General features: G+C 61.0%; 26 protein-coding genes. 14 read left to right on the forward strand and 12 right to left on the reverse strand.

The annotated features are described in order from the left end of the window. Window positions 1–557 precede the first annotated feature (557 nt). A complete protein-coding gene (locus tag ASC85_RS20045; protein WP_057451038.1) occupies window positions 558–866 on the forward strand; it encodes a hypothetical protein in 309 nt (102 codons plus the stop codon). Between the two features lie 8 nt (window positions 867–874). Here ASC85_RS20045 and greB read toward each other — a convergent pair whose 3' ends face one another. Genes greB through ASC85_RS20060 form a run of 3 tightly spaced genes read right to left on the reverse strand, consistent with a single transcriptional unit; the run spans window position 875 to window position 4,594 of the window. Then, the gene (gene greB / locus ASC85_RS20050) at window positions 875–1,372 is read right to left on the reverse strand and encodes a transcription elongation factor GreB (protein WP_057451039.1); all 498 of its coding nucleotides are present in this window, start codon (window positions 1,370–1,372) and stop codon (window positions 875–877) included. Between the two features lie 34 nt (window positions 1,373–1,406). Further along, the gene (locus ASC85_RS20055; RefSeq protein ID WP_057451040.1) at window positions 1,407–3,911 is read right to left on the reverse strand and encodes an ABC transporter permease; all 2,505 of its coding nucleotides are present in this window, start codon (window positions 3,909–3,911) and stop codon (window positions 1,407–1,409) included. Further along, the gene (locus tag ASC85_RS20060; RefSeq protein WP_003199342.1) at window positions 3,911–4,594 is read right to left on the reverse strand and encodes an ABC transporter ATP-binding protein; all 684 of its coding nucleotides are present in this window, start codon (window positions 4,592–4,594) and stop codon (window positions 3,911–3,913) included. Before ASC85_RS20060 ends, ASC85_RS20055 begins: the two co-directional genes overlap by 1 nt. Window positions 4,595–4,604: 10 nt before the next feature. Between ASC85_RS20060 and ASC85_RS20065 the strand changes: the two genes are divergently transcribed. The 3 genes from ASC85_RS20065 (at window position 4,605) to ASC85_RS20075 (ending at window position 6,795) form a co-directional block, all read left to right on the forward strand. Further along, entirely contained in the window at window positions 4,605–5,210 is a 606-nt protein-coding gene (locus ASC85_RS20065) for an arylesterase (protein WP_057451041.1), read from the forward strand. 56 nt (window positions 5,211–5,266) lie between these two features. Next, complete coding sequence (locus ASC85_RS20070; protein WP_003199347.1) at window positions 5,267–5,560, forward strand: hypothetical protein; 294 nt, start codon at window positions 5,267–5,269, stop codon at window positions 5,558–5,560. A 263-nt stretch (window positions 5,561–5,823) separates the two neighbouring features. Then, window positions 5,824–6,795 carry a L,D-transpeptidase family protein gene (locus ASC85_RS20075; protein WP_003199349.1) on the forward strand — a complete coding sequence of 324 codons (972 nt, stop codon included), beginning with the start codon at window positions 5,824–5,826 and terminating at the stop codon, window positions 6,793–6,795. 141 nt (window positions 6,796–6,936) lie between these two features. Here ASC85_RS20075 and oprI read toward each other — a convergent pair whose 3' ends face one another. Then, a complete protein-coding gene (gene oprI, locus ASC85_RS20080; RefSeq protein WP_003183784.1) occupies window positions 6,937–7,188 on the reverse strand; it encodes an outer membrane lipoprotei OprI in 252 nt (83 codons plus the stop codon). Window positions 7,189–7,824: 636 nt separating this feature from the next. Between oprI and ASC85_RS20085 the strand changes: the two genes are divergently transcribed. Next, the gene (locus ASC85_RS20085) at window positions 7,825–8,106 is read left to right on the forward strand and encodes a GNAT family N-acetyltransferase (protein ID WP_003199362.1); all 282 of its coding nucleotides are present in this window, start codon (window positions 7,825–7,827) and stop codon (window positions 8,104–8,106) included. A gap of 204 nt (window positions 8,107–8,310) precedes the next feature. Here the strand turns inward: ASC85_RS20085 and ASC85_RS20090 are convergent, their stop codons facing one another. Continuing rightward, the gene (locus ASC85_RS20090) at window positions 8,311–9,387 is read right to left on the reverse strand and encodes a 3-deoxy-7-phosphoheptulonate synthase (RefSeq protein ID WP_003199364.1); all 1,077 of its coding nucleotides are present in this window, start codon (window positions 9,385–9,387) and stop codon (window positions 8,311–8,313) included. A gap of 267 nt (window positions 9,388–9,654) precedes the next feature. Here ASC85_RS20090 and ASC85_RS20095 point away from each other — a divergent pair, with 267 nt between their 5' ends. From ASC85_RS20095 to cysB, 4 genes are all read left to right on the forward strand, one after another. After that, window positions 9,655–10,608 carry a putative 2-dehydropantoate 2-reductase gene (locus tag ASC85_RS20095; protein WP_057451042.1) on the forward strand — a complete coding sequence of 318 codons (954 nt, stop codon included), beginning with the start codon at window positions 9,655–9,657 and terminating at the stop codon, window positions 10,606–10,608. A 20-nt stretch (window positions 10,609–10,628) separates the two neighbouring features. After that, complete coding sequence (locus tag ASC85_RS20100) at window positions 10,629–11,534, forward strand: 5'-nucleotidase (protein ID WP_003199368.1); 906 nt, start codon at window positions 10,629–10,631, stop codon at window positions 11,532–11,534. A 96-nt stretch (window positions 11,535–11,630) separates the two neighbouring features. Then, window positions 11,631–12,131 carry a universal stress protein gene (locus tag ASC85_RS20105; protein WP_057451043.1) on the forward strand — a complete coding sequence of 167 codons (501 nt, stop codon included), beginning with the start codon at window positions 11,631–11,633 and terminating at the stop codon, window positions 12,129–12,131. Between the two features lie 110 nt (window positions 12,132–12,241). Further along, a complete protein-coding gene (gene cysB / locus ASC85_RS20110; RefSeq protein ID WP_018603112.1) occupies window positions 12,242–13,216 on the forward strand; it encodes an HTH-type transcriptional regulator CysB in 975 nt (324 codons plus the stop codon). Window positions 13,217–13,223: 7 nt separating this feature from the next. Here cysB and ASC85_RS20115 read toward each other — a convergent pair whose 3' ends face one another. Beyond that, entirely contained in the window at window positions 13,224–13,706 is a 483-nt protein-coding gene (locus ASC85_RS20115) for a GreA/GreB family elongation factor (RefSeq protein WP_003199378.1), read from the reverse strand. Between the two features lie 2 nt (window positions 13,707–13,708). Continuing rightward, the gene (locus ASC85_RS20120; protein WP_057451044.1) at window positions 13,709–14,095 is read right to left on the reverse strand and encodes a hypothetical protein; all 387 of its coding nucleotides are present in this window, start codon (window positions 14,093–14,095) and stop codon (window positions 13,709–13,711) included. A gap of 121 nt (window positions 14,096–14,216) precedes the next feature. Between ASC85_RS20120 and earP the strand changes: the two genes are divergently transcribed. Together earP and ASC85_RS20130 are read left to right on the forward strand one after the other, a co-directional pair. Further along, window positions 14,217–15,350, forward strand: a complete 1,134-nt coding sequence (earP, locus tag ASC85_RS20125) for an elongation factor P maturation arginine rhamnosyltransferase EarP (protein ID WP_057451045.1) — start codon at window positions 14,217–14,219, stop codon at window positions 15,348–15,350. A gap of 48 nt (window positions 15,351–15,398) precedes the next feature. Further along, window positions 15,399–15,968, forward strand: coding sequence for an elongation factor P (locus ASC85_RS20130; RefSeq protein ID WP_003199385.1), 570 nt, complete (start codon window positions 15,399–15,401; stop codon window positions 15,966–15,968). Window positions 15,969–16,186: 218 nt separating this feature from the next. Here the strand turns inward: ASC85_RS20130 and ASC85_RS20135 are convergent, their stop codons facing one another. From ASC85_RS20135 to ASC85_RS20145, 3 genes are all read right to left on the reverse strand, one after another. Next, a complete protein-coding gene (locus ASC85_RS20135; protein ID WP_057451046.1) occupies window positions 16,187–17,200 on the reverse strand; it encodes an alpha/beta hydrolase in 1,014 nt (337 codons plus the stop codon). 35 nt (window positions 17,201–17,235) lie between these two features. Next, entirely contained in the window at window positions 17,236–17,655 is a 420-nt protein-coding gene (locus ASC85_RS20140) for an organic hydroperoxide resistance protein (protein ID WP_003199389.1), read from the reverse strand. A gap of 318 nt (window positions 17,656–17,973) precedes the next feature. Next, entirely contained in the window at window positions 17,974–18,435 is a 462-nt protein-coding gene (locus tag ASC85_RS20145; protein ID WP_003199391.1) for a MarR family winged helix-turn-helix transcriptional regulator, read from the reverse strand. 118 nt (window positions 18,436–18,553) lie between these two features. On the opposite strand from ASC85_RS20145, the gene ASC85_RS20150 reads away from it, so the two are divergent. Then, window positions 18,554–19,330: a sulfite exporter TauE/SafE family protein gene (locus ASC85_RS20150; RefSeq protein ID WP_430458891.1), complete on the forward strand. Its 777-nt coding sequence runs from the start codon at window positions 18,554–18,556 to the stop codon at window positions 19,328–19,330. Here the strand turns inward: ASC85_RS20150 and ASC85_RS20155 are convergent. Then, window positions 19,320–20,174: a LysR substrate-binding domain-containing protein gene (locus ASC85_RS20155; RefSeq protein ID WP_027912697.1), complete on the reverse strand. Its 855-nt coding sequence runs from the start codon at window positions 20,172–20,174 to the stop codon at window positions 19,320–19,322. The genes ASC85_RS20150 and ASC85_RS20155 overlap by 11 nt on opposite strands. 97 nt (window positions 20,175–20,271) lie before the next feature. Here ASC85_RS20155 and ASC85_RS20160 point away from each other — a divergent pair, with 97 nt between their 5' ends. Together ASC85_RS20160 and ASC85_RS20165 are read left to right on the forward strand one after the other, a co-directional pair. After that, window positions 20,272–20,490, forward strand: a complete 219-nt coding sequence (locus tag ASC85_RS20160) for a DUF1127 domain-containing protein (protein WP_003199394.1) — start codon at window positions 20,272–20,274, stop codon at window positions 20,488–20,490. Between the two features lie 64 nt (window positions 20,491–20,554). Then, window positions 20,555–21,784, forward strand: a complete 1,230-nt coding sequence (locus ASC85_RS20165; protein ID WP_057451048.1) for a winged helix-turn-helix domain-containing protein — start codon at window positions 20,555–20,557, stop codon at window positions 21,782–21,784. 133 nt (window positions 21,785–21,917) lie between these two features. Here the strand turns inward: ASC85_RS20165 and ASC85_RS20170 are convergent, their stop codons facing one another. Continuing rightward, the gene (locus tag ASC85_RS20170) at window positions 21,918–23,264 is read right to left on the reverse strand and encodes a class II 3-deoxy-7-phosphoheptulonate synthase (RefSeq protein WP_057451049.1); all 1,347 of its coding nucleotides are present in this window, start codon (window positions 23,262–23,264) and stop codon (window positions 21,918–21,920) included. Window positions 23,265–23,393: the final 129 nt, after the last annotated feature.

Below are 23,393 nucleotides of genomic sequence, written 5' to 3' on the forward strand. Positions count from 1 at the left end.
GTTCACCTTGGATGAAGCGTTTCATGGGCAGCCCTTGCGATGAAATCCTGGGGGAATCATAGCAAGGGTTGGCTTCGGTGTTTTTACACACTCTGGGCCATGGATGGCCCTTCGCGGCGGCCCACGGAGTAATGCCGGAGTGAGGGCACACCGAGCCTAGGCGAGGTGCCGAGTGGTGGGGCAAAGCGCTTTTGGTTACTTTTGGCGCTCTCTCCAAAAGTGACCCGCTGTAAAAGCGGAACCATAAGCAGCCGTTACCGCAGCAACGGTATGTACCCAATCCAACTCAACCCAACCTCAAAGAAACGACGCTCTCTCGGAAAAGCGCCGTTTCCTTAAGTCCGGCCTTTTTATGGGAAGTGATTCTTGACACTGGCCAGTCAGCTTCTCTAGGATGCCGCTCATGCGCCGATTTAAACAGCTACTTGCGGGGCGCCAGGTGACTCAATCCAGTCGCCGATAGAAGCCGAAGAAAAGGCTTCGAAATACCGCTAAAGCGCTGGTTCGGTGTTGCCTCTCACCTGCCATGCAGACTTTTGAGGCAGAGACACGACACGATGAACGCACCCAGCCCCCTAGTACGTCTTGCGCCGATCACGGCGAACCTTGTGCAACGCAATCCGAAAATTCTTCTGGGCGGCACTCACCAGCCAACGCTCTTGCGCTATCTCGACGGCTGGCCACGTCGTAATCATGGGCCCGCAGCTTTCCTGATCCAGTTTGTCGAAGACGGCGAGTCACTGACGCGGTTCGCCAATGACAGTTTCGACCTGGCCGTCATCCAGTCCCCCAGCGCGATGGACGCTCCTGAAATGATCCGGCAGTTGACCCGTGTCGCCCGGCAGGGATTGATCACGCGCCGCTGAGGCGAGGATTACGGATACGCGATGTCCACGATGTAGACCCGTTTCTCGCCGGTAGGCGTCTGGACGCTGACCTCGGCATCCAGGGCCTTGCCGATCAGGGCTCGTGCCAACGGTGAGTCGATACTGATCAGGTTCTGTTTCAGGTCCAGCTCGTCCGGGCCGACGATGCGATAGCGTGATTCCTTGCCATCCTCATCTTCGACCGTCACCCAGGCACCGAAGTACACCTTGTTTGGATCGCTGGGTTTTTCACTGACCACTTTGAGCGCTTCAAGGCGCTTGGTGAGGAAGCGCACGCGACTGTCGATTTCCCGCAGCATTTTCTTGCCGTAGGTGTATTCGGCGTTTTCCGAACGATCACCCTGGGCCGCCGCCTCACTGACCGCCTGGGTTACCTGGGGGCGGCGCACATGCCACAGTTCATGGAGCTCAGCGCGCATCCGCGCTTCACCCTCGGGGGTGATCAGCGCGGTGCCGGCGGTGCGGGGTGGGCGATAACGGCTCATGGCAACTTCTTGTAATAGCGAAGCCGGGAGTCTATCAACCCTCGCGCAATACTGTCAGCGGGCTGGCATTGAGCGCTCGACGGGTGCCGAACACCCCGGCCGCGCCGATCAACAAGGCCCCCAGCAGCGGCAATGCCAACAGCCAAGGATGCGGATGCCAGGGCAGGTCGAAGGCGTACCGGTAAAGCACCAGGCTCACCAGCTCCGAACCCAGGGCCGCGAGCAGGCCACTGACCGCGCCCAGCAGGCCGAACTCGATGCGCCGGGCCTTGACCAGCAGGGGCCGCTCGGCGCCCAGTGCGCGCAATAGCGCGCCTTGGCGAATGCGCTCGTCGAGGGTCGCCTGCAGGCCGGAAAACAACACCGCCATTCCCGCTGCCAGCACAAACAGCAACACATACTCCACCGCCAGGGTGACCTGGGCCAGGATGCTGCGCAGTTGCTCGAGCAGGGCCTCGACTTGCAGGATCGTCACTGCCGGAAAGGCCCGGGACAGGTCGACGATCTGTTGGTCGTGGCCCGACGCCAGGTAGAAACTGGTGAGATAGGTCGCAGGCAGATCCTTCAATGTGCCGGGCTGGAAGATCATGAAGAAGTTGGGCTGGAAATTGTCCCAGTTGATCTCCCGCAGGCTGGTGACCTTCGCTTCACGGTTGACGCCGCCCACGCTGAACACCAGGCGGTCGCCCAGCTTGATCTTGAGGTTCTCGGCCACTTTGCCTTCCACCGAAACCCCCGGGATATCGTCCGATGGTTGCTGCGGCCACCAGGTCCCTGCGGTGACGATGTTGCCCGTCGGCAGGTCCGCGGCCCAGGTCAGGCTCAAGTCACGTTGCAGCGCCCGGTCCCCCGCGGAGTCCTTGGTGACGAACTCTGTGGCCGGTTCGCCATTGATGCTGATGAGGCGCCCGGGTACCACGGGGTAGAGCGGGGCCGATTGCGCCGACAATGCCAGCAGCTTGTCGGTGAAGGCCTGCTTGTCGTTGGGCAGGATGTTCAGGGCGAAATAGTTCGGGGCGTTTTTTGGCAACTGGTTTTGCCAGGTGTCCAGCAGCTCGCCGCGTAACAGCGCGATCAACGCCATGGACAACAGGATCAGGCCAAACGCCAGGGCCTGGCCAGCTGCCGCCAAGGGATGACGCAGCAATTGGCCGAGGCCCAGCCGCCAGGGCAGGGAAGCGCGGGCCAGCAGGCGACGCAGGCTCTGGAGCAGCAGCAACAACAAGCCGCCAAGCACCAGCGCGGCAACGACGCCACCACCCAGCAGGGCGAAGGTGAGGACCAGATCCAGGCTCAGGCGCCACATGATCAGGCCCAGGGCGCCCAGCGCGGCACCGTAGATCACCCAGGAACTTGAGGGGATCGGCAGCATGTCCCGGCGCAGCACGCGCAACGGCGGTACCCGACCCAGCGCAGCCAATGGCGGCAGGGCGAACCCCGCCAATGCCACCAGCCCGGTGCCGATCCCGGCGATCGCCGGCAGCAGGCCACCCGGCGGAACGGTGGTGGGCAGCAGGTCATGCAGCAGGGCGAACAGGCCCAGTTGGGCGATCCAGCCGAGCAGGGCGCCACTGATGCTGGCGAGCAGGCCCAACACCGTCAATTGCAGGCTGAACAGCACCATGGTTTCCCGGCGTGACAGGCCCAGGCAGCGCAGCAGCGCGCTGGCATCGAACCGTCGGGTGGCAAAGCGGTTGGCCGAGAGCGCGACGGCGACACCGGACAGCAACACCGCCACCAGGCTGGCCATGTTCAGATAGCGTTCGGCCTTGCCCAGGGCACCACCGATCTGCCGATTGCCGTCGCGGGCATCCTGCAGGCGCTGGTTGGCTTCAAGGCCAGGCTTGACCAGGTCGCGGTAGGTTTGCAGCGCCGATGCCGGGCCGCGCCACAGGTCGCGATAGCTGACACGGCTGCCCGGCTGGACCACACCGGTGGCCTCCAGGTCCTTGAGGTTGATCAGCACCCGAGGGGTGAGGCTGTAGAAGTTGCCGGCGCGATCGGGCTCATAAGTCAGCACGCGGCTCAGGCGCAAGGTCTGGTTGCCGACGTCGATGCTGTCGCCGATCTTCAGGTCCAGTGCCGTCAGCAGCCGAGCTTCGACCCAGGCCTCGCCAGGGTTCGGGCGTCCGCCGATTTCTTCCGGGGCGAACGGGGTTGGGGTGCTTTTCAGCTCGCCGCGCAGGGGGTAGCTGTCATCGGCCGCCTTGACGCTGGACAGCTGGATGCCATTGTCGGTGGCCACGACACTGGAGAACTCTACGACCCGGGCGTGTTCCAGCCCCAGGTCGGTGCCGCTGCGGATCTGCTCCGGGCGCGCGGGAGAGCTGCCTTCAAGCAGCAGGTCGGCACCAAGGAACTCGGTGGCGCGCATCATCATCGCGCCGTTGAGGCGGGCACCGAAGTAACCGATGGCGGTACTTGCCGCCACTGCCACGAGCAGGGCGAAGAACAACACCCGCAACTCACCGGCGCGGGCATCGCGAAGCAATTGACGGACAGCGAGACTGAACAGGCGCAACAGCGGCAAGCGTGCCATCAAGGCTCCAGAGGGGCGACCATCTCGCCGGCTTCAAGTCGGATCAGGCGCCGGCAGCGATGGGCCAGGCGTTCATCATGGGTCACCAGCACCAGGGTCGTGCCGCGCTCCTTGTTCAATTCGAACAACAGGTCGCTGATGCGCTCGCCGGTGTGGCTGTCGAGGTTGCCGGTGGGTTCGTCGGCAAACAGCACGTCGGGCTCGGCGGCAAAGGCGCGGGCTATCGCCACGCGTTGCTGTTCGCCGCCGGAGAGCTGGCGTGGCGAGTGGGTCAGGCGCTGGCCCAGGCCTACGCGCTGCAACAGTTGCGTGGCCCGTTCGCGGGCATCCTTGCGCCCGTCCAGCTCCAGCGGCAGCATGACGTTTTCCAGTGCATTGAGGCTGTCGAGCAACTGGAACGACTGGAAGACGAAGCCGACATGCTCGGCGCGGATCCGCGCACGCTGGTCTTCATCCAGAGCGCTGAGCGCCTGGCCGGCGAGCGTCACCTCGCCGCTGCTCGGCAGGTCGAGGCCGGCCAGCAGGCCCAGGAGAGTGGATTTGCCGGAACCGGACGCGCCGACGATAGCCAGGCTATCGCCTTTGTTCAGTTCCAGGCTGAGTTCGTGCAGGATGGTCAGTTCACCTTCCGCGCTGGAGACCACTTTGCTAAGGTCCGTCGCGGTGAGAATGCTTGAGCCCATGGAGAATCCGATGCGTGTGTGGTTTTTGAGTGCCGGCCTGGCCTTGATGTGCATGGCCCAGAACGCAGCGGCGGGTACAGTCCTGATCGTTGGCGATAGTATCAGCGCGGCTTTCGGCCTGGATACCCGGCAAGGGTGGGTGTCGTTGCTCGAACAACGGCTCAAGGCCGAGGGTTTTGACGATAAAGTGGTCAATGCTTCCATCAGTGGCGACACCAGTGCCGGAGGCCAGGCGCGGCTGCCGGCGCTGCTTGCAGCCCATAAGCCGGACCTGGTGATCCTGGAGTTGGGCGGCAACGATGGCTTGCGCGGACAGCCACCAACACAATTGCAACAAAACCTTGCAGCGATGATCGACAGCGCCCGCGCCAGCGGTGCCCAGGTACTTTTGCTGGGTATGCAACTGCCACCCAATTACGGACGGCGCTACACCGATGCCTTTGCCCGGGTCTACAGCACCCTGGCCGAGGAGAAAAAAGTCCCGCTGGTGCCGTTTTTCCTCAAGGACGTCGGTGGCGTCCCGACCATGATGCAAGGCGACGGATTGCACCCGTCCGTCGCGGCCCAGGGCAAGTTGCTGGAAAATGTCTGGCCGACACTGAAACCGCTGCTTTGACGCTTTTCTACCGGCGGGCTTTCGGCTAATGTGGCGCCCCCGATTTGGAGCCCCCGATGCCGCGTCCCGCCTGGTCCCTGTTTGCCTACCAACTGATCGAGCCTGACGAGCAGCTGGATCTGTTCGCCTGCCAGGAAGTACGGGTGCACCTGGTAACCCGGCAGTTGGAGCTCGGTGGCTCGGCCGACCGGACCCTCTGCGGCAGCCTGCTGCCGGCCCAGCCACGCTGGTCGAGCGTCGATCGCAAGATTTTCCAGGATCATCGCCTGTGCTCGTTGTGCCGGGCGATCCTGGAGTCCCAGAAGCGCGGCACCTCGCCAATCTGGCCGGAGCTGCGGTTCGAGTTGTAATCCCTCAGATTTCCGACATGTCCCTTGTGGGAGCGAGCCTGCTCGCGATGGCGGCGGTACATTCAACATTAATGCAAGCAGACCCACCGCTATCGCGAGCAGGCTCGCTCCCACAGGGATTTGGTCGAACCATCCATAAATGTGAACGCCTGAAACAATGCTGCGCATCGGACGCCTGCGTACCGCTCTCCCCGAAATAACAGGTGGCAGTGTACAATCGCCATTTTCATAACCCCCTGTTCGATCTGCGAAGGATTTCCCGGATGTTGCCGCGCTTGCCTGCCGTCGCCCGCTGCCTGTCTCTTGCCGCCCTGTGTATGGCGGGGCCCGTTGCCGCCCTGGAGCTGCCTCTGCCACCGCCGGGTGAAGACATCGTTGGCCAGGTGCAGGTTATCAAGGCCAAATACGAAGACACCTTCGCCGACCTGGGCACCACCTATGACCTGGGCTACAGCGAGATGGTCGCCGCCAACCCGGGGGTCGACCCCTGGTTGCCGGGCGCTGGCACCGAGATCGTGCTGCCGACTCGCTTCATCCTGCCGCCGGGCCCGCGCGAAGGCATCGTGATCAACCTTGCCGAGTACCGTCTCTACTATTTCCCCAAGGGGCGGAACGTGGTCTACACCTTCCCGCTGGGGATTGGGCGTGAGGGTTGGGGATCGCCGATCGCCCACACCAGCATCATCGCCAAGACGCCGAACCCGACCTGGACCCCGCCGGCATCGATCAAGGCCGAGCACGCCGCCGACGGCGACCCGCTGCCGAATGTCGTGCCCGCCGGCCCTGATAACCCGCTGGGTCCCTTCAAGTTCACCCTGGGCACCCCGGGCTACCTGATCCATGGTTCGAACAAGAAGTTCGGCATCGGCATGCGGACCAGCCACGGCTGCTTCCGGATGTTCAACAACAACGTGCTGGAAATGGCTGGCATGGTGCCGGTGGGTACATCGGTGCGGATCATCAACGACCCCTACAAGCTGGGCTTGAGCGGTGGCAAGGTGTACTTGGAAGCTCACACACCGTTGGACGACAAGGGCAACCCGTCAGTGGTGGATAAGCACACCTCAGTGATCAATGCGATGCTCAAGCGTGAAGACATCACCAGCAACTTGCGCATGAACTGGGACGTGGTGCGGGACGTGGTGGCGGCCGAAGATGGCATGCCGGTGGAAATCGCTGTTCCGAATACCTCGGCACCGATGGTCACGAGCGCGCCGATCGACTTGCAGCAGTAAAAGACTCGACAACAACCCGCCGACGTTTCGCGATGTCGGCGGGTTTTTTATTGCTTGGAAAAACACCGGGCAATAGCTCTTGAATCCAAAAAAAAAGCCGACCCAAAAATGGGTCGGCTCGATAACAATCCCGAAGGACTATTACTTGCGGCTAGCTTTTTCCAGCATGCGCAGAGCACGCTCGTTAGCTTCGTCAGCAGTCTGTTGTGCTTTTTGAGCAGCAGCCAGAGCTTCATCAGCTTTACGGTAAGCTTCGTCTGCACGAGCCTGGGAGCGAGCTGCTGCGTCTTCGGTAGCAGTCAGACGTGCTTCGGTTTCTTTCGATGCGCTGCTGCAACCGGTAGCCAGAACTGCGGCCAGGGCCAGAGCAGAGAATTTCAGAACGTTGTTCATCGTGTTCCCCTTCAAGGACATTCTATTAGTGACTGTCTCCCCAGACTGAGGAGTTAGCCGGCGTACATACTACCCATTACTTGTAGTAAGTAAACTGACGTAGCGCAAGAAGCAAAAAAATTGTAGGCGGTGATTCTTTTTCGAGCAACTTTTCTAAGGGGTGTTTAAAAAATATACAGCCCGAAGCCCTTGGCTGGAGCGTGTCAACGAAAAAAAGTTCCGTAGCGACGGAGAACTCTAGCAGCCCTCGCTAACACCGTTGTTTATTGATTCACCTACACTTTTGTACATTTTTTGTGCAATGCTCCAGGCATCTTTATTGGTATTGGCGGTGACTTTAACTACGCGCGCTCGTCTCAAGACTCAACAACTGGCGATGTTCAGCTATTGCACCGTGACCGACTACAGCGCGACGATGGCGCTCAATCGATAAACCGGACGAGGTTTACCCCTTCGATGACAGGCGTGCCTTGAGCATTTGCGTCATTGGTGCCTACTATTCACGACGTGCTCGGGTTTTGAGCGGATCGGTTTTGGCGCTCGGTGACCAGGAAGGCACGGGGTGGCGTAGATGTTCCTTCGCCGGAAAAACATCGGTAAGGTAGGGGTCGGCATTCAGACCCGCGAGGAGTAGTGATGAGCGAGGCGGTTACCATCCACCATGACCAGGCTGGTCATCAGTTCGAGACCAATGTGGACGGTCATCGTGCCTATCTGACCTATATGGACCTGGGCAAGCAGACCCTGGATATCTATCGCACCTTCGTGCCCAACGCCTTGCGCGGTCGGGGCATCGCGGCGGCGTTGACCGAAAGTGCGCTGCAGTACGCCGAAGAAATGGGCTATACGGTGATCCCATCCTGTTCCTACGTGGAGCGCTACATGGAGCGTCACCAGCGGCACGCGGCGAAACTCTGAGAAAACGGATTCCCAAAAAAAACGCCGGGCTGAAGAGCCCGGCGTTTTTCATGGCTTGAGGAAAGTAAAAGATCGCAGGCTTCGCCAGCTCCTACATCCCCGCTCCAAATATGTATAGAACCTACGTAGGAGCGTGTAGGAGCTGTGTAGGAGCTGTGTAGGAGCCGTGTAGGAGCTGTCGAGTGAAACGAGGCTGCGATCTTTTTAGCCACGCTGCCGCTTAGGCAGAACATCCTTGAGCTTGGCATGCATGCTGCGCAGGGTGTTCTCAGTGGCGCTCCAGTCGATGCAGGCATCGGTGATGGAGACGCCGTACTGCAAGTCTGCGAGGTCTTTCGGGATGGCCTGGCAGCCCCAGTTCAAGTGGCTTTCGACCATCAGGCCGATAATCGACTGGTTGCCTTCCAGGATCTGGTTGGCCACGTTCTCCATCACCAGCGGTTGCAGTGCCGGGTCCTTGTTGGAGTTGGCGTGGCTGCAGTCGACCATGATGTTCGGCTTGATCTTGGCTTTGTTCAGCGCCTGTTCACACAGCGCGACGCTGACCGAATCGTAGTTCGGCTTGCCGTTGCCCCCGCGCAGTACCACGTGACCGTAGGCGTTGCCCTTGGTGGTGACGATCGACACGCCACCTTCCTGGTTGATGCCCAGGAAACGGTGTGGGCTGGAGACCGACTGCAAGGCGTTGATCGCCACGGTGAGGCCACCGTCGGTGCCGTTCTTGAAGCCCACTGCCGACGACAGGCCGGAGGCCATTTCGCGGTGGGTCTGGGATTCGGTGGTGCGCGCGCCGATGGCCGACCAGCTGATCAGGTCCTGCAAGTATTGCGGCGAGATCGGGTCCAGGGCTTCGGTGGCCGTGGGCAGGCCCATTTCCGCCAGGTCCAGCAGCAATTGGCGACCGATGTGCAGGCCGTCCTGGATCTTGAAGGAGTCGTCCAGGTACGGGTCGTTGATCAGGCCTTTCCAGCCGACGGTGGTCCGAGGCTTCTCGAAATACACCCGCATGACCAGGTACAAGGTGTCGGAGACTTCCGCAGCCAGCACCTTGAGGCGCTCGGCGTATTCGTGGGCGGCCTTGATGTCATGGATCGAGCAGGGCCCGATGACCACGAACAGGCGATGATCGGTGCCGTCCAGGATATTGCGGATGACTTCCCGGCCCTTGGTCACGGTGCGCAGGGCAGCGTCGCTCAGGGGAATATCGCGCTTGAGCTGGTCAGGCGTGATGAGGGTCTCGTTGGAGGCGACGTTAAGGTCGTTGATCGGTAAATCAGCCATCGTGTTACTCGTCAGGTCACGGGTGCCGGCCGCCAGCGATCCCCGCGCGGCGGTGCACAGCGGATTTTAAGCGCGTCGGGGAGCCGAACCTTAGCGCGTTACGAGGTGGCTCGACAATGGGCTGGGTCGGGTTTAATGCCCTAAAGGCTGGGGAAAAGGCCTTGGGCATGGCTCTGCAGCAGATTCGTGAGCAGATGTAATGATGATTGCATGCCATGCCGCTCGCGCTGATAGTGTGCAGGGACTTTTACCAGGAGAGTTGCAAAGATGCAGGCAGGCGTGAAACCGCGGATCGGGATGATCGGCACCGGGGCGATCGGTGGGTTCTACGGCGTGATGCTGGCGCGTGCCGGTTTTGACGTGCATTTTTTACTGCGCAGCGAATTTGCTGCCGTGGCCGAAGCCGGCTTGCGGATCGACAGCGCGGTTCACGGTACGCTGGCCCTCAACCCCGTCCAGGCGTATCGCGCGGCAGCCGACATGCCGCCCTGCGACTGGCTGCTGGTCGGCGCCAAGACCACCAGCAATGCCGAGCTGGCCCCGGCCATTGCCCAGGCTGCCGCTGACGGTGCAAAAGTCCTGCTGCTGCAGAACGGCCTGGATGTCGAAGACGATCTTCGACCTTTGTTGCCCGATTCGTTGCACCTGTTGGGTGGCCTGTGCCTGATCTGCGTGCATCGCGTCGGCCCTGGGGTTGTCACCCACCAGGCCCTCGGTGCGGTCAACGTCGGTTATCACAGTGGGCCTTGCGCCGATCAGGCACAACGCATGGTGATCGTCGAAGAGGCGGCGACGTTGTTCCGCAGCGCCGGTATCGATGCCCAGGCCATGCCGGGCCTGCAACAGGCCCGCTGGCAGAAGCTGGTGTGGAATGTACCGTACAACGGTCTTTCGGTTCTGTTGGGTGCCAGTACCACGCCGTTGATGGCCAACGACCATAGCCGCGAATTGATCCAGGCACTGATGGGGGAGGTGGTCCGCGGCGCGCAAGCCTGCGGGCATCACATCGCGCCGGGTTATGCCGAGTATCTGTTCACGATGACCGAGAAAATGCCCGACTACTGGCCGAGCATGTACCACGATTATTCCCACAAGCGTGCGCTGGAGCTGGACGCGATCTACGGCCGGCCATTGGCAGCAGCGAAAGCGGCAGGGTGTGAGCTGCCGAAAATCGAAGCCTTGTACCAGGCGTTGGCGTTCGTGGACCGATATAACCGCTGAGCGGGCGAAAGGGGAGCGGTATGGCAAACAACATCGACGACAAACTGGTGCTGGCGATTTCGTCGCGGGCGCTGTTCGACCTGCGGGAAAGTCACAAGGTGTACTTGTCCAGTGGCGTCGAAGCCTATCGGCAATACCAGATCGAGCATGAAGACGAAGTCCTGGCGCCCGGTGATGCGTTCGCCCTCGTGCAAAAGCTGCTGAACCTCAACGAGCACCTGGGGCGTGCCCGGGTCGAGGTAATTCTCGTTTCGCGCAACAGCGCCGACACCGGCCTTCGAGTGTTCAACTCGATTCATCATTATGGGCTGGCGATCTCGCGCGCGGCTTTCGTTGGCGGTCGCAGTCCTTACCCGTACCTCAAGGCGTTCGGTTGCGACCTCTTCCTGTCGACCCACGCTGAAGACGTGCGCAGCGCCCTGGACGCCGGGTTTGCCGCCGCGACCATCCTGTCGGGTGGTGCCAGTCGCGCGGCCAGCGAGGAACTGCGCATTGCCTTCGACGGCGATGCCGTGCTGTTTTCCGACGAATCGGAGCGCGTCTATCAGGCCGATGGGTTGGAAGCCTTCCAGGCCAGCGAGCGACAGGCCGCCCGCGAGCCACTGCGAGGCGGGCCATTCAAGGGCTTCCTGGCAGCGCTCAATGCCCTGCAGCGCGAGTTTCCCGAGGACGCCTGCCCCATTCGTACGGCGCTGGTGACGGCCCGTTCGGCACCGGCCCACGAGCGGGTCATCCGGACCTTGCGTGAGTGGGATATTCGCCTGGACGAGTCGTTGTTCCTGGGTGGCCTGACCAAATCGGCTTTCCTCGAAGCCTTCGCCGCCGATGTTTTTTTCGATGACCAGACCGGCCATTGCGAACTGGCCCGAGAGGTGGTCGCCACCGGTCACGTGCCCCACGGTATCAGTAACGAAATGAAGCCCTGACTGCCCTTGGTCCGGGACGTCAAGCCGCACGTCGCAGTCTCCAAGGCGCTGCTAAGCTGAATCAATCTCCGCCATTTTGGCACGCGAGGAGGTCACATGATTCGTTCGATGCTGTACGCCACAGACCTGGGCCTGTACGCCCCTTATGTGATGCAGCATGCCTTGGCGTTAGCACGGACGTTTGAAGCCGAGTTGTATGTGGTGCATGCGGTAGAACCGATGGGGCTGTTCGCCGAGTCGGTGTTGCAAAGCTATCTGGACGAGCAGGCGCTGAACGAATTCCACCGCCAAGGTCTGAATACGGTGATGGCCAATATCGAACAGCGGGTGCTCGACAGTTTCCGCGAGGAGTTGGGGGACGGGCAGCAGGACTTGAAACTGATCAAGTCGGTCAGGGTGTACCAGGGCGATCCTTCCCAGGTCATCCTGGAGCAGGCTGCGAAACTCTCCGTCGACTTGCTGATCGTAGGCAGTCATTGCCAAGGGGCAAGCGGTGAAACCCCCTTGGGCAGAACCGCTGCACGGGTATTGCAGTTATCCCGGGTACCGGTCTACCTGGTACCGCTGGTACAGCGCCGACGCCAGGGAGAGGCTTGAGGCTAAATGATGGCTTCTTATAAAAAGTTCTAGATTTATTGTCGTAACCTTTCATATAGTTATATACCGTCGCTGATGCCCGTGGCGTCCAACTGCTTTGAGGGATACATATGAAGCTTCAACAACTGCGCTACATCTGGGAAGTGGCGCACCACGACCTCAACGTTTCCGCTACTGCCCAAAGCCTCTACACGTCGCAACCCGGCATCAGCAAGCAGATCCGCCTGTTGGAAGATGAACTGGGCGTCGAAGTCTTCGCCCGCAGCGGCAAACACCTGACCCGCGTGACTCCGGCCGGCGAGCGCATCATCACCACCGCTGGCGAGATCCTGCGCAAGGTCGAGAGCATCAAGCAGATCGCCCAGGAATTCTCCAACGAGAAAAAAGGCACCCTGTCGATCGCTACCACCCACACCCAGGCCCGCTATGCGTTGCCGCCGGTGATCAGCAACTTCATCAAGCAATACCCCGACGTGGCACTGCACATGCACCAAGGCTCGCCGATGCAGATCGCCGAGATGGCGGCCGATGGCACGGTGGATTTCGCCATTGCCACCGAGGCCCTGGAGTTGTTCGGGGACCTGGTGATGATGCCGTGCTATCGCTGGAACCGCTGCGTGGTCGTGCCCCAGGGCCATCCGTTGACCAAGCTGCCGAAGCTGACCCTCGAAGCCCTGGCCGAATACCCGATCGTGACCTACGTATTCGGTTTCACCGGTCGTTCCAAACTTGACGAAGCCTTCAGCCATCGTGGCCTGACGCCGAAAGTGGTGTTCACCGCCGCCGACGCCGACGTGATCAAGACTTACGTTCGCTTGGGTCTGGGCGTGGGCATCGTCGCGAAGATGGCCGTCGATACCAAGCTCGACGGTGATCTGGTGGTGCTGGATGCCAGCGAGTTGTTCGAATCCAGCGTGACCAAGATCGGCTTCCGTCGCGGCACTTTCCTGCGGGGTTTCATGTGCGATTTCATCGAGAAATTTGCACCGCACCTGACCCGGGAAGTCATGGCCAAGGCCATCCAGTGCCACAACAAGCAAGAACTCGAAGAGTTGTTCGACGGCGTCGAACTACCGGTGCACTAAGACCCTTCTAGATCGCCTCGGTGACAGCGAACTGTTGCCGGGCACCCGCTACCACGATCTCTACTTCATCCCCTTCGAACTTGCCCAGAAGGCCGCGGCCCAGCGGTGAGCGAGGGGTGATGACGGTGATCGGCTGGCCCACCAGCGAGACCTTCAAGCCCGCCGCATCCGGCCCCAGGAAGAGCCATTGCTGACGGCCGTCCTCATCTTCCAGCCCGATCAAGGTGCCGACCTGAATACCGCGCTGTTCGTCGTAAGGCCTTAGCGTCAGGTTCTGGCAGAGGGTGAGGGCCTGGCGAATTTCTTCCACGCGCCTGGCTTGTCCGGCGGCGAGGTAGGACGCCTCGAGACCCAGGGTGTCGTACTTGTTCTCGGCGATGTTTTCTTCGTGGGTCGCGGTTTCGTAGGCGGTCTGCGCGGCGCGTTCGGCGATGTCGAGATCAATCTTGAGCTTGTCGAGAATCAGCTGGTGGACGGTCTGTTTGTTCATGGTCATTCGCAGAATTGCAGAACGTTGGCGCGGCTTTTTTCACTGGGCGCAGTCTGGTCCTGTTGCAGCCAGAACTGGCACTTGGGGTTGGACAGGTTACGCGGATTGTTGCGGACCTGATCGAGCGCCTGGCGCTGCTCGTTCCGTTGCAGGTTCTGCTGGTATTGCTCGAACATCGGCGTGGGCGGCTCTGGGGGTGGTTGCACCGCCGGTGGTTGCGCCAGTTGATGGACGGCGGCGGCCACGGGTGCCAGTTGTTCATTGAACAGAAATCTGGACAGCAGCCAGCCCGTCAACACGATGGCGAGGAACCCCAGCCACAGGCCCAGGGCGATGCTGAAGGTCAATTGCAAAGCCGTGAGGCGCGAGGGTGTCGAGTGATCGGGCATGGCTGCTTCCTGGCAGGGTCATGGGCAGGCGGTGATTGTCGCATGAAGATTAATCGCCGTCGGCTCTTCTGCGTGATCGGTTTATTCGGGACAATCAGGCCTTTGCCACAGGGAGTCGGGAATGACCGTGCGTTGGGATATTTTTTGCACCGTCGTCGATAACTATGGCGACATTGGTGTCACGTGGCGCCTGGCTCGGCAGTTGGTGGCCGAGCATCGATGCGCGGTGCGGCTATGGGTCGATGACCTGCGTGCCTTCGAACGGTTGTGTCCGGAAATCGACGTCACCCTGTCCGAGCAACGGCAGCAGGGCGTGCAAGTGCGTCACTGGCCCGGGGAGTGGGCGGCCACCGACGCCGCCGACGTGGTGATCGCCGCGTTTGCCTGCCAGCTGCCGAGCGCCTACATGGATGCGATGGCCGCGCGCCAGACGACGCCCCTGTGGATGAACCTTGATTATTTGAGCGCCGAGGACTGGGTGATCGGTTGTCACGGCCTACCGTCGGTCAAATACAAACACGTGCAGAAATATTTCTTCTTCCCGGGCTTCCAGGAAGGAACAGGTGGCCTGCTGCGTGAAGCGGGTCTTCTGGAGCGCTGTCAGCAATTTCAGCAGGATGCCGAGGCGCAACGAGTGTTCCTGCAAGGGCTGGGCGTCGAGCGGGCGCCGAATGCCTGCCTGATCTCGCTGTTTGCCTATGAGAACGCCGGGCTGGCGAGCTGGTTTGACGCAATGGCCGCCGATGCCCAGGCGTTTCATGTGCTGGTTCCCGAAGGACGGGTGCTGGGCGACGTCGAGCGTTGGCTTGGGGTCGATGGCCTTGAGGTCGGTGCGGTACATCGACGCGGCGCACTGACGGTGCAGGTGTTGCCGTTCATCCGCCAGGACCAGTACGATCAATTGTTATGGTGTTGCGATTTCAACGCCGTGCGTGGCGAAGACTCCTTCGTGCGCGCCCAATGGGCGGGCCGGCCGTTGCTCTGGCACATCTACCAGCAGGAAGAAGACGTCCACCTGGAAAAACTCGAGGCGTTTCTCAGGCTCTACACCCAGGGGCTTTCCCAGGCGGCGCAAAAAGCGATCAGCGGTCTTTGGCGGGCCTGGAATGCCGGCCAGGACATGACCGAACATTGGAAAGCCACCCGTGAACAGCAGCAGGAACTGGCCGAACATGCCCAGGCGTGGTGTCTGGAACAGGCCTCGCGAGCCGATCTTGCCGCAGCGCTGGTGAAGTTTTATGGAAATTGGATATGATACGCGGCCTAGATTTTTGTAAATCCCATCCAAATTCGGATATTCGCAATGAAAACTGGTAAAGAACTGAAACCCGGGACCGTGATCCGTCTCGAAAACGATCCTTGGCTGGTTCAGAAAGCTGAGTTCACCAAGTCGGGTCGTAACAGCGCGATCATGAAGACCAAGCTGAAGAACCTGCTGACCGGTTACAAGACCGAGATCGTCTACAGCGCCGACGACAAACTGGACGACGTGATCCTCGACCGCAAAGAAGCGACCCTGTCCTTCATCAGCGGCGACACTTACACGTTCATGGACACCACTGACTACACCATGTACGAGCTGAACGCCGAAGACATCGAAAGCGTTCTGCCGTTCATCGAAGAAGGCATGACCGACGTCTGCGAAGCCGTGTTCTTCGAAGAGCGCCTGGTTTCCGTAGAACTGCCGACCACTATCGTGCGTCAGGTTGACTACACCGAAGGCTCCGCTCGCGGTGACACTTCCGGCAAGGTGATGAAGCCTGCCAAACTGAAGAACGGTACCGAGCTGTCGGTAGCTGACTTCATCGAAATCGGCGACATGATCGAGATCGATACCCGCGAAGGCGGTTCGTACAAAGGCCGCGCTAAGTAAGCGAAGCCTTCTGTATGAAAAAGCCCGACCATTGAGTCGGGCTTTTTTATGTCTGCGAATCATGTTCAGACCAAGGGACAGGATGGGGTCTGTGGTGAGGGGATTGATCCTTGCCCTGTGGGAGCAAAGCTTGCTCGCGATACAGGCGCCTCGGTTCCAGAGACACCGTGCTGTCGTCATCGCGGGCAAGCCTTGCTCCCACAGTGTTTCGCCACAAGTCACTTCAGGTGTTGCTTGAGCTCTTGTGACACCTGCAACATCGCCGAACGCACCGCGGGCACCTGGCTGACCACGTTGAGCAAGCCATAGTCGTGGATCATGCCGTTGTAGCGTACGGCCGTGACGGGTACACCGGCCGCGTCCAGCTTGCGGGCATAGGCTTCACCTTCATCGCGCAAGACATCGGCCTCGGCGGTCTGTACCAGCGCGGGCGGCAGACCCTTGAGTTGTGCGGTGCTGGCGCGTAATGGCGAGGCATAGATCTCGCTGCGTTGCCCGGCATCGGTGGTGTAGTTGTCCCAGAACCACTTCATCATGTTTTTACTGAGGAAGTGCCCCTCGGCGAACTGGTTGTAGGACGCCGTCTCGAAGCTGGCATCGGTCACTGGCCACAGCAACGCCTGGAAACGGATCGCCGGCGTGCCTTTGTCCTTCGCCATCAAGGCCACGACCGCCGCCATGTTGCCGCCGACGCTGTTGCCCACCACGGCCAGGCGCTTGCCGTCGACGTTGATCTGCTTGCCGTGTTCGGCCACCCATTTCGTGGCGGCGTAGGCCTGGTTGATCGCGACCGGGTAATGCGCTTCGGGTGAGGGTGTGTAGTTGACGAACACTGCCACGGCACCCGAGCCCGCCACCAGATCCCGAACCAGGCGTTCGTGGGTCGGGAAGTCACCCAATACCCAGCCACCGCCGTGGAAGAACATGAACGCGGGCAACTCACCCTTGACCCCGGCTGGGCGAACGATGGTCAGGCTGATCGGCTGGCCATCGACCTGGATGGTTTTCTCGCTGATGTCGGCCTTGGGCAAGGTCAGTTTCACCCCCGCCTGGGCACCCACCAATACGGCGCGGGCGTCCTTGGGCGACAGTTGCTCCAGGGGCTTGCCGGTGCCGGCATTCAGCGCGTCGAGAAACGCCTGGGTGTTGTGTTCGACGATGCCGTCGGCGAAGGCACTGCTGACGCTGAGGGCGAGAAGGGTAGCGGTCAAGGCTTTGCTGAGCGTGTTCATGTGCATTTCCTTAGGTTCGGGTCCAGGGTCGGTGGTTAGACGGTGACGTGCAGGCGCACATCAACGTTGCCGCGGGTGGCGTTGGAGTACGGGCAGACCTGGTGAGCCGCATCCACCAGGCTTTGTGCGTCGGCCTGGTCCAGCCCTGGCAGGCTGATGTGCAGGTCGATGTCGAGGCCGAAACCGCCGGGGATCTGGCCGATGCCGACATGGGCGGTAATCGAGGCGTCGTCGGGGATCTTGCGTTTGCTCTGGCTGGCAACGAATTTCAGTGCGCCGATGAAGCAGGCCGAGTAGCCGGCGGCGAACAGTTGCTCAGGGTTGGTCGCCGCACCGCCTGCACCACCGAGTTCCTTGGGCGTGGCGAGTTTGACGTCGAGGATGTTGTCGCTGGAGATCGCACGACCATCACGGCCGCCGGTGGAGGTTGCGATTGCGGTGTAGAGAGTTTGCATGATGAGAGCCTCGTTTCTGGGTTGGTTTTGTTGCGCTAAATGTTTGCGCGCTAAGTAGGTGTGAAGAGAATGTATAGCGCTAATATTTTGTGCGCAAGATAAATTTTCGATGCGAGTTGAATTTGCACCACTGAAAGGGCGTGTAACCCTTGAACTAGAGCGTTTTAGCGCAGCGAAAAAATTTTTAGATGGGCGAGTTACAGATCAGGAAGCGGCAGGATTGCCGTCATCACGCTCGCTCCCACATTAGATTTGCGTCTGGGCATCAAGTGTGGGAGCGAGCTTGCTCGCGATAGCGGTGGGTCAGTTGGAGGTAAGTCAGAGGCTGTCTTGCAAATGCCCGCGCAGTGCCTGCAGGTCAAGTTGCAGCTTCTTCAACTGCTCCAGGGTCAGGCCGCTGGCGGCGAGGATGCACTGGGGGATGTCGAGGGCTTTTTCGCGCAGGGCGCGGCCCTGTTCGGTGAGCTCGACAATCACCACACGCTCGTCTTCACGGCTGCGGGTGCGGCTCAGCAGGCCTTCGGCCTCCAGGCGCTTGAGCAGTGGCGTCAGCGAGCCGGGGTCTGTCAGCAGACGTGTGCTGATTTCACCGACGGTCAATCCGTCCTTTTCCCACAACACCATCATCGCCAGGTATTGCGGATACGTCAGGCCCAGGGCCTGTAGCAGCGGCTTGTAGACTTTGGTCATCAGCAGCGAGGTGGAGTGCAGGGCGAAACAGACCTGGTTGTCGAGCAGCAGGGCTTCGCAGGCTTCGGGGGTGTCGCGCAGGGTGTTCATGGCAAAACCTTCAATCAATGATCGTTACGAATCTAGCGGGCGAATCTTTAATGCGCCAGATAATTCTGCTTTCCTGAACCAATGTTACGTTTCCCCGCCGACGCCGACTGCGTAGGATATGGCCCCTAAGGAAAGGGGAATCGTCTTGTTCGAATTTGTGCAGTTTTTGGTGTTTGGTGCCGTATTGGGCACCCTGGGGGGATTGTTCGGGATCGGTGGCGGCCTGATTGCCATTCCGGTGCTGGGCGTCTGGTTCGGCCTCGACCAGCAACTGGCCCAAGGTACGGCGCTGGTCATGGTGGTGCCCAACGTGATGCTCGCATTGTGGCGCTATCACCAGCGCAATCGCATCGAATTGCGCCATGTCCTGCCGTTGGCTTCCATGGGGTTCTGCTTTGCCTGGCTGGGTTCGATCTGGGCCGTGGGGATCGACGCGAACAGCATGCGGCTCGGCTTCGTCGCGTTCCTGATCGCGTTGACCCTCTACAACCTGGCCCGCATGTTCGCCGCCAATGCACCGGCTTCGGCGCAGATGCGTTATGGCTGGCCATGGCTCGCCGTACTGGGGGCGGCATCCGGCACCATGGGTGGCCTGTTCGGTGTTGGCGGGGCCGTGGTCGCGACGCCGATCCTGACCAGCATCTTTGGCACCAGCCAGGTGGTGGCCCAAGGGTTATCCCTGGCGCTGGCCTTGCCCAGTACCGGCGTGACCCTCGCCACTTATGCGTTTCACCATGAGGTGGACTGGAGCATCGGCCTGCCGCTGGCCGTCGGTGGCCTGCTGAGCATCAGTTGGGGGGTGAAAGTCGCCCACGCCTTGCCGGAGCGGCTGTTGCGCGGGCTGTTCTGCGGTTTCCTGGTGCTCTGCGCGGTGCTGCTCGCCTTTAAAGTTTGAAGCCTTCGACGATGTGCTCGGCCAGGCACTCGGTGATCGGCGAGGGGTTATGCAGGTTGCGGATCAGCATGATGCTGGCCTCGGGCAGTTCCGGCAGGTCTTCAGCTTCGCCCAGTACGCGCATGTCCGGGGTCAGCAGGCTTTCCAGTTGCGCCGTGATTGCCAGGCCGGCGCCCACCACCGCCATGAGCGCCGACAGGCTCGAGCTGTTGTATGCCACGCGATAATCGCGACCCATGGCATCCAGCGCATTGCAGGCCCATTGCCGGCAGAAACAGTCACTGTTGAACATCGCCAGCGGCAGCGGTGTTTGTTCATGGACGTTGAAGCAGGCGGCTTCGGCCCAGACAAAACGCTCCTTGCGCAGCAACTGGCCGATTTCGTCCCCTGGCTTGCGGGTGACGATGGACAGGTCCAGGTCCTGGCGCAGCAGCAACTGCTTGGACGATTCGCAGTGCACTTCAATTTCGATCAGCGGGTAGAACTGGGCGAAGCGTTGCAGGATGCCTGGCAGGAAGCGCATCACGTAATCGTCCGGCGTGCCGATGCGCACCGTGCCGACCATGTGTGGTTCACGCAGGGTATTGAACACCTCGCTGTGCAGCTTGAGGATCCGCCGGGCATAGCCCAGCAGCACCTGGCCTTCGGCGGTGAGCTTGACCTGGCGCCCATCACGCTCGAACAGCCGGCGCTGCAACACGTCTTCTTCCAGCCGCTTCATCTGCATGCTGACGGCAGACTGGGTGCGATTGACCAATTCCCCGGCCCGGGTGAAACCGCCTTGGTCGGCGATGGCGACAAAGGTACGCAGCACTTCCGTATCGATGCTCGGGTAACTCGACAATTGATCAATCTCCGAGATGTATTGCATAAGAAACATTCGTTGGATTGATCTTATCGTTAGCGCGAGACTTGATCCATCCCCAACGGAGGACATCACGATGAAAGGTCAAAAAGGTTATCTACTGATAGACAAACTCTCCCACGGCTTTTCCGTCAGCGCCCTGCTGCACAAGTTTAGTCGCTGGTACGAATTGCACCACGAGCGCGAACTGCTGGCTGGAATGAGCGACGAGGCGCTCAAGGACATTGGCGTGAGTCGTGCCGACGTGGAGCAGGAAGTGGTTCGGCCATTCTGGGACGACCCAATGCACAAATGAGCCATCCTTTCCTACACAAACCCCTTACTGGTGAGGTAGGTTGCGAGCAGACAAGGAGATCTCCATGCCCGCGACTCTGTCCTTTACCCTCAAACAGGCCCGGCGTCTGGCGTTGGCCGCCCAAGGATTCGATGGGCGCTCACCGCCAGCTTCGGTGCAACCCTCACGCCTCAACCGCCTGATCGAACGCCTCGGCGTCCTGCAGATCGACTCAGTCAATGCGTTGGTGCGCTCGCATTACCTCCCGCTGTTCTCCCGCCTCGGTCACTACAATCGCGATTTGCTCGATCAAGCAGCCTGGAGCCAGGGCCGACGTCGTACGCTGTTCGAATATTGGGGGCATGAAGCGTCGCTGCTGCCGATGTCGATGTATCCGCTGATGCGCTGGCGCATGGATCGGGCGTCGGGTGGCGAAGGGATCTACCAGCAATTGGCGCGTTTCGGCCAAGAACGCCAGGATGTCATCCGCCGCGTCCTGGCCGCGGTCCAGGAACAGGGCGCCCTTGGCGCAGGTAGTTTGTCTACGCGCAAGGAAAAGGCCGGGCCATGGTGGGACTGGAGCGCGGAGAAACATGCGCTGGAATGGCTGTTCGCGGCGGGCGAAGTCACGGTGGCGGGGCGGCGCGGGTTCGAGCGGCTCTACGACTTGCCCGAACGGGTCCTGCCGGCCGCGATCCTGCAACAACCGTTGCCGGACGAGGCCCAGGCCCAACGCGGCTTGCTGGTGCATGCTGCCGACGCCTTGGGCATTGCCACCGAGAAAGACCTGCGTGACTACTTTCGCCTCGACCCGGCCGATTGTCGCGGGCGCCTGGCCGAGCTGGAGGAGGCCGGGGAACTGCTGCGTTGTCAGGTGCAAGGCTGGAAGCAAGCGGCCTGGTGCCGACCCGCGGCGAAAATTCCTCGCAAGGTCGCCGCCAGTGCCTTGCTGTCGCCGTTCGACTCGTTGGTCTGGGAGCGCGGCCGTACCGAGCGCTTGTTCGACTTTCGCTACCGGTTGGAGATCTACACGCCTGTCCACAAGCGGGTGTATGGCTATTACGTGTTGCCGTTCCTGCACCACGAACGCATTGCCGCGCGGGTGGACCTGCGGGCAGAGCGGGCCTTGGGGCAGTTGGCCGTGCATGCCGTGCACGAGGATGCATCTGGGCTGGACGAGGAGGGGATGCAGGCCCTGGCGCTGAACTTGAAGAGCATGGCCCGGTGGCTGGGGTTGGAGCGGGTCCAGCTCAATTGCCAGCGAGTGAGTGGGGTTCGGTTGGCTATGGCATTAGCGCAAATTGATGGTGACTGAGCCGACGCCTTCGCGAGCAAGCTCGCTCCCACATTTGATTTTCTGTGGACACAAAAGCTGTGGTCACCGCAGATCCCTGTGGGAGCGAGCCTGCTCGCGAAGCGATTGAACAGGCGAAGAAGGACCTACTGACTCACCGCCGGACCTGCTTCAACGTCTCGGCAATCAAAAACGCCAGCTCCAGCGACTGATCGGCATTCATCCGCGGGTCGCAGTGGGTGTGGTAGCGGTCCGACAGCCCGTCCTCGGTAATCGGGCGTGCGCCGCCGATGCATTCGGTGACGTTTTGCCCGGTCATTTCGATGTGAATCCCGCCGGCATAGGTGCCTTCGGCTTCGTGGACCTGGAAGAACTGCTTCACTTCACCGAGGATCTGCGCAAAGTCCCGGGTCTTGTAGCCGCTGCTGGCCTTGATGGTGTTGCCATGCATCGGGTCGCAGCTCCACAGCACTTGCTTGCCTTCACGCTGCACGGCGCGCAATAGCGGCGGCAAGTGTTCACCGACCTTGTTGGCACCCATCCGGGCGATGAGGTTCAGCCGGCCGGGGTCGTTCTGCGGGTTGAGCACGTCGATCAGGCGTATCAGATCGTCCGGGTCCATGCTCGGGCCGACCTTGACCCCGATCGGGTTGTTCACCCCGCGCAGGAATTCGACATGGGCGCCGTCCAACTGACGGGTGCGGTCGCCGATCCACAGCATGTGGGCCGAGCAGTCGTAATAGTCGTTGGTCAGGCTGTCACGGCGCACGAAGGCTTCTTCGTAATTGAGCAGCAACGCTTCGTGGGCCGTGAAGAAACTGGTTTCGCGCAGTTGCGGCGAGCTGTCCATGCCACAGGCGCGCATGAATGCCAGGGTTTCGTCGATGCGGTCGGCCAGGTGGCTGTACTTTTCCGCCAGGGCCGAATTGGCGATGAAGTCCAGGTTCCACTTGTGCACCTGGTGCAGGTCGGCGAACCCGCCCTGGGCGAAGGCGCGCAGCAGGTTCAAGGTGGCGGTGGACTGGTGGTAGGACTGCAGCAACCGCTCCGGGTCAGGTACGCGGCTTTTCTCGTCGAAACCGATGCCGTTGACGATATCGCCCCGGTAGGCCGGCAAGGTCACGCCGTCGATGGTTTCGTCGTTGGCCGAACGCGGCTTGGCAAATTGCCCGGCCATGCGCCCGACCTTGACCACCGGGCAGCCAGCGGCAAAGGTCATGACGATCGCCATCTGCAGGAGCACCTTGAAGGTGTCGCGGATCTTGGCCGCCGAGAACTCGGCAAAGCTTTCGGCGCAGTCGCCGCCTTGCAGCAGGAACGCCCGGCCCTGGGTCACCTCGGCGAACTGACGGCGCAACTCCCGGGCTTCACCGGCAAACACCAGAGGCGGGTAGCTGGCCAGGGTCTGCTCCACCTGCAACAGGTGCGCGGCGTCGGGGTAGCGGGGTTGTTGCTGGATCGGCAGGGCGCGCCAGCTGTCAGGGCTCCAGGGTTGGCTCATCATGATCTCTAGGTGATTTACGCTCGGACGGCCATGTTATCAGCAAATTAGTGCGTGACCTGCTCCGGTTGCTTCGCGGACAATCGCGCCTTTGCCCCTTATTCGCAGGCTCAAGCCGGCACGGTCACC

The organism is Pseudomonas sp. Root401 (assembly GCF_001425105.1).
GTDB classification, from domain to species: domain Bacteria; phylum Pseudomonadota; class Gammaproteobacteria; order Pseudomonadales; family Pseudomonadaceae; genus Aquipseudomonas; species Aquipseudomonas brassicacearum.